The 12,794-nt window shown below is 69.6% G+C and carries 11 protein-coding genes; 5 read left to right on the top strand and 6 right to left on the bottom strand.

Annotated features, from left to right (window positions below; genetic code table 11):
- Positions 1-318: 318 nt before the first annotated feature.
- Positions 319-1,251, top strand: coding sequence for a ParA family protein (locus ACTIFV_RS02460; RefSeq protein WP_439591168.1), 933 nt, complete (start codon positions 319-321; stop codon positions 1,249-1,251).
- The gene (locus ACTIFV_RS02455) at positions 1,251-2,201 is read left to right on the top strand and encodes a ParB/RepB/Spo0J family partition protein (protein ID WP_439591167.1); all 951 of its coding nucleotides are present in this window, start codon (positions 1,251-1,253) and stop codon (positions 2,199-2,201) included. The genes ACTIFV_RS02460 and ACTIFV_RS02455 overlap by 1 nt, the downstream gene beginning before the upstream one ends.
- Here the strand turns inward: ACTIFV_RS02455 and ACTIFV_RS02450 are convergent.
- Entirely contained in the window at positions 2,186-3,439 is a 1,254-nt protein-coding gene (locus tag ACTIFV_RS02450) for an RNA polymerase sigma factor (RefSeq protein WP_439591166.1), read from the bottom strand. The two genes, ACTIFV_RS02455 and ACTIFV_RS02450, sit on opposite strands and share 16 nt — an antisense overlap.
- A gap of 41 nt (positions 3,440-3,480) precedes the next feature.
- Between ACTIFV_RS02450 and ACTIFV_RS02445 the strand changes: the two genes are divergently transcribed.
- Entirely contained in the window at positions 3,481-3,828 is a 348-nt protein-coding gene (locus ACTIFV_RS02445; protein ID WP_439591165.1) for a tryptophan synthase subunit alpha, read from the top strand.
- Between the two features lie 5 nt (positions 3,829-3,833).
- On the opposite strand, the gene ACTIFV_RS02440 is transcribed toward ACTIFV_RS02445, so the two are convergent.
- From ACTIFV_RS02440 to ACTIFV_RS02420, 5 genes are all read right to left on the bottom strand, one after another.
- Positions 3,834-4,259 carry a YciI family protein gene (locus ACTIFV_RS02440; RefSeq protein WP_439591164.1) on the bottom strand — a complete coding sequence of 142 codons (426 nt, stop codon included), beginning with the start codon at positions 4,257-4,259 and terminating at the stop codon, positions 3,834-3,836.
- Positions 4,260-4,427: 168 nt separating this feature from the next.
- A complete protein-coding gene (trxA, locus tag ACTIFV_RS02435; RefSeq protein ID WP_439591389.1) occupies positions 4,428-4,808 on the bottom strand; it encodes a thioredoxin in 381 nt (126 codons plus the stop codon).
- A 5-nt stretch (positions 4,809-4,813) separates the two neighbouring features.
- Positions 4,814-5,815, bottom strand: a complete 1,002-nt coding sequence (gene trxB, locus ACTIFV_RS02430; protein WP_439591163.1) for a thioredoxin-disulfide reductase — start codon at positions 5,813-5,815, stop codon at positions 4,814-4,816.
- 90 nt (positions 5,816-5,905) lie between these two features.
- Entirely contained in the window at positions 5,906-7,504 is a 1,599-nt protein-coding gene (gene murJ / locus ACTIFV_RS02425; protein WP_439591162.1) for a murein biosynthesis integral membrane protein MurJ, read from the bottom strand.
- Positions 7,501-9,678 (bottom strand): DUF6049 family protein, encoded by a 2,178-nt coding sequence (locus tag ACTIFV_RS02420; RefSeq protein ID WP_439591161.1) that lies wholly within the window; start codon positions 9,676-9,678, stop codon positions 7,501-7,503. The genes murJ and ACTIFV_RS02420 overlap by 4 nt, the downstream gene beginning before the upstream one ends.
- A gap of 115 nt (positions 9,679-9,793) precedes the next feature.
- On the opposite strand from ACTIFV_RS02420, the gene ACTIFV_RS02415 reads away from it, so the two are divergent.
- Entirely contained in the window at positions 9,794-11,323 is a 1,530-nt protein-coding gene (locus tag ACTIFV_RS02415; RefSeq protein ID WP_439591160.1) for a DUF7059 domain-containing protein, read from the top strand.
- Between the two features lie 32 nt (positions 11,324-11,355).
- Entirely contained in the window at positions 11,356-12,780 is a 1,425-nt protein-coding gene (locus ACTIFV_RS02410) for a CCA tRNA nucleotidyltransferase (protein WP_439591159.1), read from the top strand.
- Positions 12,781-12,794 lie beyond the last annotated feature (14 nt).

Here is a 12,794-nt window from a genome sequence, read left to right as displayed (position 1 = left end):
AATGAGGGCACCGGGTGTTTCACGTGAAACATCGTTCTGGGTCTCGATAAGCCGCCTTCGACGGCCGCGCGAACGCGAGGTGTGGACTGTCGAAGCTCGACGAGCCTGGGATCGCGAGAAGACGCGTCCCGTTTCACATGAACACGGCGCATCGGCTCGACGGCTACGCTGCCAACTCGCGCGCCCGGGCCATGCGACGGAACACCGGTCCGACGTAAGAGGGATTGAGAGGGGAGGGAACGAGAGCGGGAGAAGCGCGTCGACCCCGCGGGTTAGAGTGGATGCCGACGTCCGACGAACTGCAGGAGCGCGTTTCACGTGGAACATCCCGACGACTCGGAGGCGACAGCATCCTTCGCATTCGACGACACCCCCCTCGCGCGTGAGCTGGCGGACCTCTCCGCCCGCCGCCGTGCTCTCGAGAGCACCGAGGTGCAGCTGTCGGGCAACACGCGGGTCGTCACTGTCTCGAACCAGAAGGGCGGTGTCGGCAAGACGACCACGACGGTGAATGTCGCCGCGGCCCTCGCATCGCTGGGCGCCCGCGTCCTGGTCATCGACCTCGACCCGCAGGGCAACGCGTCCACCGCCCTCGGGGTGCCGCACACCGCAGATATCCCGAGCGTCTACGACGTGCTGATCGACGAGTTCCCCCTCGCGGACATCGTGCAGACCAGTCCCGAGTCACCGAACCTCCTCTGCGCGCCGAGCACCATCCACCTCGCCGGTGCCGAGATCGAGCTCGTCTCGCAGGTCGCGCGGGAGCATCGACTCAAGACCGCGCTCGATGACTACCTGTCGAGCCCCGAGCACCGCCTGGACTTCGTGCTCATCGACTGCCCCCCGTCGCTCGGCCTGTTGACGATCAACGCCTTCACAGCGGCGGACGAGCTGCTCATCCCGATCCAGTGCGAGTACTACGCGCTCGAAGGTCTCAGCCAGCTCCTCGGCACCGTGCGGATGATCCAGAAGCACCTCAATCCCGGCCTGCACCTCTCCAGCATCCTTCTCACGATGTACGACGGACGTACGCGGCTCGCGCAGCAGGTCGCAGAGGAGGTGCGCGAGCACTTCCCCGACGACGTCCTCCGCACGGTCATCCCGCGTTCCGTGCGCGTGTCCGAGGCGCCCAGCTTCGGGCAGACCGTCATCGCCTACGACGGGCAGAGCGCAGGCGCGGTGGCGTACCGTGAAGCAGCCGTCGAGATCGTCCAGCGTGAGAACGCTGCCCAGACAGAACAGGAGTCCTGATGGCGAAGCGTACGGGCCTCGGCCGTGGAATCGGTGCCCTCATCCCGACGGCGGAACCCTCGGAGGCGCGCCCCGCCGACGTCTTCTTCCCCAAAGCGCCGGCCGAGGACATCACCGAGGTCGAGGCCGACCTCGTGGCGGTGCCCGGAGCGCGGCTCATCCAGGTCGATCCGCACGAGATCGTGCCCAATCCGCGGCAGCCGCGCACCCACTTCGACACCGACGATCTCGCCGAGCTCGTCCACAGCGTGCGCGAGTTCGGCGTCCTGCAGCCTGTGGTGGTGCGTGCGACGGACGATGGCACCTATGAGCTCATCATGGGGGAGCGGCGCACGCGGGCGGCTCGTGAAGCCGGTCTCGCGTCCATCCCGGCGATCGTGCGTGAGACCGCCGACGAGAATCTGCTCCGGGACGCTCTGCTCGAGAACCTCCACCGTTCCGAGCTCAACCCGCTCGAAGAAGCGTCGGCCTACCAGCAGCTGCTCGAGGACTTCGGCATCACGCAGGAGGAGCTGGCGGGTCGCATCGGCCGGTCGCGGCCGCAGATCAGCAACACGATCCGCCTCCTGAAGCTGCCCGTCCCGGTTCAGCAGCGCGTCGCTGCGGGTGTGCTCACCGCCGGTCATGCCCGAGCCATCCTCTCTCTCGCGGATCCCGAGGCGATGCAGCGGCTGGCCGACAAGATCGTCAACGAAGACCTCTCGGTACGTGCCGCAGAAGCGGCGGCGAAGATGCCGGATGCCGGCAAGAACCGACCCTCGAAGCCACAGGCCGGCGCTCGCCGTGCACACCTCGACGAGGTCGCGGAACGGCTCGGCGATCGCCTCAACACGCGCGTGAGGATTGCTCTGACCGCTAGAAAAGGCCAGATCAGCATAGACTTCGCCAGCATCCAGGACCTCAACCGCATCCTGGACGAGATCGGCGAGACGGGCTACGGCTCCGCCTGAGCCCGGCGCAGGAGAAGGGCGCGCTCGGCGTCGTTTCCGGGAAGCGAAGCAGCCCGCTGGAAAGCGGCCCTCGCGGCATCCTGCTCTCCGAGGCGCTCCAGCAACTCGCCGCGGACCGCGTGCCACGGTCGGAAATCATTCAGTTCTTCGGCGAGAGCGTCGACGATCTGCAGCCCCGCGGACGGATCTTCCGCCATCGACACCGCTACCGCACGATTGAGGGCGACGACCGGAGACGGCGCGAGCTGAAGCAGGGCGTCGTAGAGGCTCACGATGCGCGGCCAGTCCGTCTGGGCGAATGACGGTGCCGTGGCATGGCACTCCGCGACCGACGCCTGAAGGCCGTAGTAGCCGAGTCCCTGCGGGGCCGCCGCCGCGATGGCGAGCGCGGTACGACCGCGCGTGATCGCCGAGCGGTCCCAGCGGCCGCGATCCTGCTCCTCCAGCGTGAGCGGGAGGCCTTCGGCATCCGTCCGCGCGGCGAAGCGCGAGGATTGGAACTCCATGAGCGCGATGAGCGCTTGCACCTCGGTCTCCCGCGGGGCGAGCGCGGCGAGACGGCGAGCGAGCCGCACGGCTTCGCGCGCGACGTCGGGCCGTACGGTGTGTTCGCCATCGCTCGGCGAGTACCCCTCGGTGAAGAGCAGGTAGATCACCTGCAGGACGCTCGCCATGCGCGTCGGTCGCTCGACGCGGTCGGGCACCTCGAACAGCACGTTCTCGCGCGCGAGCGTGCGCTTGGCACGGACGATCCGCTGCTGGACGGTCGGAACCGAGATGAGCAGCATGCGCGCGATCTGCTCGGTGGTGAGTCCGGCGACGGTGCGCAGCGTGAGAGCGAGGCGCGCCTGCGCCGGCAGGACGGGGTGGCACGCGACGAACACGAGTCGAAGCACGTCGTCGTCGATGTCGTCGGGGTCGGCGGCGTCTTCGACGGGATGCCCGTGCTCGGCCATCAGGGCGTCGTGACCGAACAGCGGCTCGCGCTCCTGCCACCGCTCGCGACGACGCCAGCCATCGATCGCACGGCGCTTCGCGACCGTCATGAGCCATGCCCCGGGCTTATCCGGGATGCCCGCGTCCGGCCACTGCCCCAGCGCCTCGACGAGCGCCTCCTGAGCGAGGTCCTCCGCCCACGCGAAGTCGCCCGTGTGCCGCGTCAGAGCCGCGACGATCCGCGGGGACTCGGACCGCCAGACCGCCTCGACGGCCCGGCGCGCCCGATCCCGATCGCTCATGAGATCGCCACCGCGCCGGCGGCCCGACGTACGCTGGAAGGGTGAGGAGTGAAGAACAGACGCCGCGCCGACGAGCGAGCCTCGAGCTCCTGCGGGCGGAAGCGGCCGACGAACTGGCAGTCGTCATCGACGAACGCCTGCGTGGTGGTGAGGACCCCTGGGCCTTCATGGACGACCTTCCGACGGTCGACGAGCTCGTCGTCTTCACGCTCCGCGCCGAGAACATCGAGGCGAACGGCGGCGCACGGCCCAATGCCGCGCGCCACTACCGCGTCCTGCGTCAGATCGCTCTCGAGTACCCGCCGCTGACCGAAGCCGTCTGGCGCCTGCTGGGCGACGCGAACACGCACCGCCGCTGGGATGCGACAGTGCGTGCGGACGCGTCCTGACGAGATCACGAGTTCGCGGCGCGCCACTCCTGGGCCTTCGCGAGCCACTCGTTGTCCTCGGGCAGGTCGACGTCCGAGAACTCGTTGACGCGGCGCACCTCGAGAGCCACCCCCGGTCCGAGCGGGCACGCCAGGGCCCAGCGCTCCGCCTCTTCGCGCGACGCGACCTCGAGGATCCAGAACCCGGTGAAGACCTCGCGGGCCTCGGCGAACGGACCGTCCGAGACCGCGGGCGGAGTCGCGTCGAAGTCCACACGGAAGCCCTCCGAGGCATCCGAAAGTCCCTCGGCCGAGAGGAAGACCCCGGCCTTCTGCAGGGCCTCGTTGTAGGCGCCCATCTGGGCGACGACCTGTTCCATGTCGAGCTCGACGGCCGCCTTCGCGGCGGCTTCGGGTGAGACCTGCATGATCATCATGTAACGCACTGCCATCTCCTTGTTCGGCTTCTGGAAAGGCCGCTTCGACCTTCTCACTTCGTTCGTCGAACGAGAAGCGTGCGAATCGACATGTGGGCCGAAGAAGTTCTCATGCCTCCGGCGGCACGAACGCAGAAATCCCCGCTGACCTGGTGCAGGTCAGCGGGGATTTCGAATCCGGAATCAGCCGAGGTAGGCGGCGAGGTCCTGCTCGAGTGCGAACTTCGGCTTGGCGCCGATGATCGTCGTCTCGACCTGGCCCTTGTTGAACACCTTCATCGCGGGGATCGACGTGATCTGGTACTTCATGGCGAGGTCGGGGTTCTCGTCCACGTTGAGCTTCAGCACCGTGATCTTGTCGGGGTTCTCGGCCTGGATCTCGTCGAGGACGGGGGCGACCATGCGACACGGGCCGCACCACGCAGCCCAGAAGTCGACGAGCACCGGACCCTCGGCCTGGAGGACGTCCTGCTCGAACGTGGCGGAAGTCGTCGCCTTGGCGGTCATGGATTTACTCCTTCTGTAGGAAAGTCTCTTTTGGTGAAACGCAGAACGCGCGCGGATTGTTCCTACGCTGCGTCGGCGCGGGACAGCCCGGCATCCGGCAGTCCGTCGATCTCGCCCGCGTCGACGGCGGGAAGACCCGCCTCGCCCAGCGCGGCCAGGTAGTGCTCGACGTCGAGGGCCGCGACGGTGCCGCTGCCTGCGGCGGTGACCGCCTGACGATAGGTCGGGTCGATGACGTCTCCGGCGGCGAACACACCGGGCACGGAGGTGCGCGACGACCGTCCGTCGACCCAGACCGTGCCCTCGGGGGTCAGATCGAGCTTGCCGTGCACGAGGTGGGTGCGCGGGTCGTTTCCGATGGCGACGAACAGCCCGTCGACGGCGAGCTCGCGGCGGGAGCCGTCGACGGTGTCTTCGAGCACGAGGCCGTTGACGGCATCCGTCCCCAGCACGTCGACGACCTCGCTGTTCCAGACGAACTCGATCTTCTCGTTCGCGAATGCGCGGTCCTGCATGATCTTCGACGCGCGCAGCTCGCCGCGACGGTGGATGACGTAGACCTTCGAGGCGAACTTGGTGAGGAACGTCGCCTCTTCCATCGCCGAGTCGCCGCCGCCCACGACGGCGATGACGCGCTCGCGGAAGAAGAACCCGTCGCACGTCGCGCAGTACGAGACACCACGGCCCGAGAGGCGCTCTTCGCCCTCGATGCCGATCTTGCGATGCGCCGATCCGGTCGCGAAGACGAGGGAGTCGCCCTCGAACGTCTTGCCCGAACCGAGCGTGACCTTCTTGACCGGGCCGTCGATGTCGAGTTCGACGACGTCGTCGTAGAGCACCTCGGCGCCGAAGCGCTCGGCCTGCTCCTGCATCTTGGTCATGAGGTCGGGCCCCATGATGCCCTCGGGGAACCCCGGGAAGTTCTCGACATCGGTCGTGTTCATCAGTTCACCGCCGGCTTCGACGGACGACGCCACGACGAGCGGCTTCAGGTTCGCCCGCGCCGCATAGATCGCGGCGGTGTAGCCCGCAGGGCCCGAACCGATGATGATGACCTGACGCACGACACGACTCCTTTTCGATCGAGTGGGATGCCTCGGCCCCCACCGACTGCTTCAACACATGGTAACCGCGGGGCATTCCAGCCCGCGGCGTCAGCGCCGCCCGGGCAGGAACCGCTGCACGAGGGCGAGCGCGGGCTTGAGTTCGGGAGCGCGCAGGAGCGCCAGAACACCGAGGTAGACGATCAGTGAAGCCGTGCCGATGATCGCCGCCCCGAGCGCCCCGAAGAACTTGTCGGACACGGTCCAGCCGTCCGCGCCGCCCAGCAGGAGGAAGACGCTCCATCCCGCGAGACCCGCGGGAATCGCGGCGAGGATGTAGCGACCGAAGGACGGCCACCAGCTCCTGACCCCGATGCCGCCCAGCTTGCGGTCGAGAAGGATCACCGCGAGCACCATCTGGACGATGCCCGCGAGGGATTGCCCGAGCGCGATCCCGGCGGCGAGGAACTCGTTGGGCACGAGCCACGAGGCGAGCAGAGCAGTGATGACGACGAGCGCGCACTGCACCAGTGTGAAGAAGAACGGAAGGCGCGTCTCGTTGTAGATGTAGAACGTCCGCTGCACGATGAACAGCACCGACAGGGGCAGCAGGCCTGCGAGGAAGCACACGAGGACGAGTGCGGCATCCACCGCTTCCTGCGTCGAGTTGGTGAAGATGCGGGACGCCGGGATCGCCGCCGCCGCGAGGGCAGCCGTCGCGGCGACGATGAAGAGGCCCACAGTTCGAGCGCTGCGCCCGACATCCGCCTTGACCTCGTCGTGTCGCCCCGCCGCAGCGCGCTCGCTCAGTTGAGTGAAGTAGGGCGTCCCGATCGAGACGGCGATGATCGAGTAGGGGAGCATGAACAGCAACCAGGCGTTCTGCGACACGAAGACGCCGGGGAACTCCTTGCTCACCTCCGACAGGATCTGGGACTGCACCAGGCCCGCGAGCTGACCCGCGATGACCATGAGGAACGTCCACCCGGCGAGACGACCGATGTGTCTGAGCCCAACCCCGCGCCAGCGGAAGTCGGGGCGGATGTGCAGTCCCGTGCGACGCCAGAAGAAGAAGAGGATCGCGGCTTGGACGACGATGCCGAGAGTCGCCGTGCCGGCGAGGAGGGCGACCTTCGACGGTGTCCAGGCCTCGAGTGACCCCGTGAGCCCGAAGAGGGCGATGAAGATCGCGAAACCCGTGATCGACACAAGATTGTTCACGATCGGAGCCCACGTGAACGGGCCGAACACCCTGCGCGCATTGAGCGTCTCGCCGAAGAGCGCGTACAGGCCGTAGAAGAGGATCTGCGGCAGGCACCAGTACGCGAACGCCGTGGCGAGCGCCTGCTGATCGGGCGGGAATCGCGGCGCATACAGCTGAACGAGCAGCGGCGCGATGACGACCGCGACCGCGGTGACCGCCAGCAGCACGACCGTGCCGAGGGTCAGTAGCTTGGAGACGAAAGCGCTGCCGCCGTCGTCGTGACGGGCCGCCTTGACGATCTGCGGCACCACAACTGCGGTGAGGAGTCCGGCCTGGATGATCGCGTAGATGTTGTTGGGGAGCTGATTGGCGATCGCGAAGGCGTTGCCGGCCTCGGTCGTGGCGCCGATGGCCGACACGAGGACGACCGTGCGCAGGAATCCCGTCAGTCGAGAGACGACCGTGCCCGCGCCCAGAAGGACGCTCGCGCGAGCTACTCCACTCATGATTCCGGCCCATCGTCGGACGACCCCGGAGTGCCGGGCGCGTCTGGCGAGTCGGCGGTCGCGGCGTCCGTCTTCGCCTTCGTGCGCGCGCGCGCCCGACGCACGGTCCGTACGACGCCGAGCACGAGCAGGCCGCCGACGACGACCGAGAGCGCGATGATGCCGAAGGTCTCCCATTCGGCGCGCACGTTGACGTCGACGGTCTCGGCCGGTCCGATCGCGACGCTCGCGCGACTGCGCAGCTGGAGGGTCAGTGTGACCTCGCCGTTCCCGAGCCGTGCCCCCACGGGTACTTCGACGCGCGTGTTGCTCGTCGCCGTGGCGACGACGGGGTTCGCCCGCTGCACGTCCAGTCGCAGGTCGTCGGGCGTCGCGTAGAGCACGAGATTGGCCGGGTAGGCGAGGTCGTTGCGCACGGTGAACCGCAGGGCCGCGCCCGAGCCGAAGAGATTGATCGTCGTGGTCGGGAGCAGCCGGACCGAGCCGAGCGTCGTCTGCGTCGCTTCGTGATGCTCGGTGACGGCAGTCGCCCACTCCTCCGGCTCAGCGCTCCACCCGACGCCGAGGAGCTGCAGGATCTCGGCGCGCTCCGGGCCCGTGAGAAGAGCCGGGTCGTCGAGGATGGTGGCGAAGCGCGCGATCTCGGCTTCTTCGGCGAACAGGACGGACGCCTCGGACACGCGTGCCGCGGGCGGCTCGGCATCCGCGATCCGCACGTTCTGCGCCGCGCCCTCGGCGATCGCCGTCAGGGTCGTCTCGGACAGATCGGGATAGTCCAGCGCCGCGTCGATCGAGGCCCGCAGGCTCACCTGCGAGGCGGTCGTGGAGCGATCGAGAGCCACGAGGATCGCGCCACCGCCCGCGCTGGCCGAGGCGAAGGACAGGTAGGCGGATGCGGCGGCGAGGGATGCTCCGCGAATCGGGCCCGCTTCGCTGGCGGCGGCCTCGGAGAGGGAGCGACTGACGTCGGCGTCGTAGACCAGCAGCTCCGCCCCGCCGGCCGCGGCGTGCGGGGCGACGGTGGAGCCCGCCGCGCCCGCATCGGTCGCCGTCGACGGCACGAGGGTCAGGGATGCGTCCTCATCCGTGCCGAGTCCGCCCAGGGCCTCGATCGCTCCGGGCGTCACGGCGTCCGCGCTCGGCCAGTACACGGCACCGCGCGTCGCGGCGACGTCGACGAGCGCATCGAGAGTGAGGAAGGACGGCGCGAGCGGGTCGACGCTCGCCGACGGCGAGGGGGTCGGAGTCGGGGCCGGCTCGTCCTCGGCGGTCGCGGGTGGGAAGTCCGCCGGGTTCAGGAAGGCCGCGAGCGAGGTCGGCGCATGCGGGCGCCCGCCCGCATCGATCTGGACAGCGGGGTCGGCATCGCCGAACTGCAGAGCGAATCGGGGGTTGGGCAGGCTCTCGAGGCGGTCGAGCCAGGCGACGGCGCTGTCGGGAGCCGAGATGCCCAGGACGCGCACCGCGGCGAGGATGGCCGGATCGATCGCGAGCGTGGCGCTCGTGCCCTGGACGGCGTCGAGCGCGTCGTCGAGGGCGCCGCCGTCGGAGGTCAGCTCGGCGAGCTCAGGGGCGGTCAGCAGGGCTTCGGAACGAGGTGCGGCCGTGATCGGCACCACGATGCCGATGTCGGCGGCCGGTTGGTCGCGGGGTACGACGACGACGCTCGTCGAGCTCATCGCACCGGCGGCGCCGTCGTACGAGGCGACGATCGGATAGACCCCGGGTGCGAGACCTGCGAGGGCAGGCGCATCGGCGGGGACGAGGATGCCGGTGACGTCCTGCTGGCCGGGCGCAACCGGCTCGAGCAGCGTCGTGCCGACGGCTTCCACGGTGACGCCGTCGGTCGCGCCGGCGAGCCACGACGTGAGGGCCGCTCGCGAGTCGAGGGCCACGCGACCCAGCGAGAGGGTGACCGTGACCGGCGCGGTGGTGGCATCCGTCCCGTTCTGGATGCCGACCGAGACGGTGAGTCCGTCGCCCGGACGCAGGATGCCGTCCCGGATCGGAGACAGCGCGACCTCGACGACACCCGGGGACGGCGAGGGGGTGGGTGACGGTGTCGTGACTGCGGATACCGGCGCCCCGACGCCGATGCCGATCGCCAGCGCCGCGGCCGTCGCGAAGGCGGCGAGGACACGGAGGCGCGTGTGACGCGGAGGGGGCACGATCATGGATGTGGGGGTTTCGCTCCTGTGCGATGTCCGGACCGCACGATCAGGTGCGATTCTAGGCCGCGAGCCTCCGAGGCTCCCGACACCTCGCGGCGCGACGCGCTTGAATGGGACGATGCGCGCTGCCCTGCCCGACCCCGACGCCGCCCTGTGCCGCGATCTCGCGACCGATCTGCGTGCGGCGGGGTTCGCCTCCGCGGCCCTCCGCGGCGCGTGGGGCGAGTCCGCCGACACCGCGATCGCGCGCGGGCTGCGCTCGCCGGCCGTGCGCGCGCTCGCGGGACGGGAGGACGCGCTCGCCGTGCTCGGCCGGCTCCTTGTGCTCGGGATGCGGCAGCCCCTCCCGCTCGTCGATCTCGCACTGCCCGGGACCCGTGCCGAGGGACTCGTACGACTCGGACTCGCTGCGATCGACGGGGACGATGTCGTGCCGACGGCGATCGTCAGGCCGCAGTCGTTCGTCGACGAGCACGGCGAGGGTGAGTGGTGGGTCGCGAGCGACCTCGATGAGGCCGCCCTCGGCGGCCCGCTCCCCGAGGACCACGTGCTGGGCGTGGGCGGCGCGTCGCTCACGCTCGCGTCGCTGCAGCTGCCGACTCCCGCCGAGCGCGGGCTCGACATCGGCGTGGGCTGCGGCATCCAGGCGCTCCGTGCGCGCCGCAACGTCGCGCACGTCGTCGCGACCGACATCTCCGATCGTGCGCTCGCCTTCACGCGCCTCAACGCCCTGCTCAATGCCGTCGAGGGGATCGAGACGCGATCGGGCAGCCTGTTCGGACCGGTCGCGGGCGAGCGGTTCGATCGGGTCGTGTCGAATCCCCCGTTCGTGATCACCCCGCGCGTCGAGGGGGTGCCGGCGTACGAGTACCGCGACGGCGGACTCGTCGGCGATGACCTCGTCGCGGCGTTCGTCACCGAGGTCGGCGCGCATCTCGCCCCGGGCGGCGTCGCACAGCTGCTCGGCAACTGGGAGTCCCGTGCCGGAGTCGACGGTCTCGACCGCGTTCGTGCGTGGGTCGCGGCATCCACCGTCCCGCTCGACGCGTGGGTCGTGGAGCGGGAGGCGCTCGACCCGCTCGCCTACGCGGAGCTGTGGGTGCGCGACGGCGGCACGCTCGCGGGATCGCCGGGCTTCGCGGCCCTCATCGACGCGTGGACGATCGACTTCGCCGAGCGCGAGGTCACCTCGATCGGATTCGGCTACATCCTGCTCAGACGTCCGGAGACGGGCGGACCCACGCTGGACCGGTACGAGCGGATTCCGCAGGCCCTCCCCGACGGCGGACTCGGTCGGCACCTGGCCGACGCGCTCGATGCGCACGACGCACTCGCGCGACTCGACGACGGCGAGCTCGCGGCATCCATCGTCGTCGTCGCCCCCGATGTCACGGAAGCGCGCCATCAGCTGCCCGGAGCCGAGGCGCCGACGCTCATCGAACTGCGTCAGGGCGCCGGATTCGGTCGTTCGCTCATCGTCGATCCCGGACTCGCGGCTCTCGTGGGCGCGTGCGACGGCGACCTGCCGGTCGGCGTGCTCATCGACGCGATCGCCGAGCTCCTGGAGGTGGATGCCGGTGAGCTGCGCGATGATCTGCTGCCGCGCGTGCGCGAGCTGGTGTTCACGGGCTTCCTCCGACTCGCCTGATCCGACGATGCGCGCTCGGTAGGCTCGTGGGCATGCTCAACATGGCCGAGGGCGTCGCGCGCCTCGGCGCGCTCGCCGAGTCCCCCGTCGTCGCGACCCTCGCTCACGCGTTCGTCGAGGCGGGCTTCGACCTCGCGATCGTCGGCGGTCCCGTGCGCGACGCGCTGCTCGGCCGACCGGTGCACGACCTCGACTTCACGACCGACGCGCGGCCCGACGACATCCTGCGCATCGTCAAGCCCATCAGCACCGCGCAGTGGGACATCGGCCGTGCGTTCGGCACGATCGGCGCGCGGGTTCAGGGCGAGCAGGTCGAGATCACGACGTATCGCGCCGACAGCTACGACGGCGTGACCCGCAAGCCCACGGTCGAGTTCGGCGATGAGATCGAAGGCGATCTCGTGCGTCGCGACTTCACGGTCAATGCGATGGCGCTGCGTGTCCCCGGCCGCACGCTCGTCGATCCCACCGGCGGCGTCGAGGACCTCGTGCGCGCTCTGCTGCGCACTCCGGTCGACCCCGCCATCAGCTTCGGCGACGACCCGCTCCGGATGCTGCGGGCCGCCCGCTTCTCTTCTCAGCTCGAGTTCGCCGTCGATCCCGCGACGGTCGCGGCCATGGCCGAGCTGCGCTCGACCCTCGCCATGGTGAGCCCGGAACGCATCCAGAGCGAGCTCGTACGCCTCCTGCAGACGGACGACCCCCTGCGCGGCATCCGCCTGCTCGTCCAGACGGGGCTCATGGACGAGTTCCTTCCCGAGATCCCCGCGCTCAAGCTCGAGGTCGACGAGCACCACCACCACAAGGACGTCTACGAGCATTCGCTCACGGTGCTCAGCCAGGCGATCGAGCTCGAGCGGGTGCGGCATCCTGGATCCGCACCCGACGTGCCCCTGCGCATCGCCGCACTCCTGCACGACATCGGCAAGCCCGCGACGCGTCGGCTCGAGCCCGGCGGCGGGGTGACGTTCCACCACCACGACGTCAAGGGTGCGCGGCTCGCGCGCAAGCGGCTGCAGGCCCTGCGCTTCGACTCCGCCACGACCGATTCGGTCGCGCAGCTCATCGAGCAGCACCTGCGGTTCTTCGGATACGCCGAGGGCGCGTGGACCGACTCCGCGGTGCGTCGCTACGTGCGGGATGCCGGACCCGAGCTCGAACGGCTGCACATCCTGACGCGGGCCGACGTGACGACGCGCAACAAGCGAAAGGCCGCGCGGCTGGCAGGCGCGTACGACGACATCGAGCGACGCATCACCGAGCTCTCGGCCCAGGAGGAGCTCGACTCGATCCGTCCCGAGCTCGACGGCAACCGGATCCAGGAGATCCTCGGCATTCCGCCGGGCCGTGACGTCGGCGCGGCGTACCGCTGGCTGCTGGACCTGCGGCTCGACGAAGGCGTGATCGGCGCGGAGGAGGCCGAGCGGCGCCTGCGCGAGTGGTGGGCCGCCCGCTGATCCTCGCCGACACC

It is taken from the genome of Microbacterium sp. (assembly GCF_051860965.1).
Classification (GTDB): Bacteria; Actinomycetota; Actinomycetes; order Actinomycetales; family Microbacteriaceae; genus Microbacterium.
This window is presented reverse-complemented; position numbering and strand designations above follow the sequence as displayed.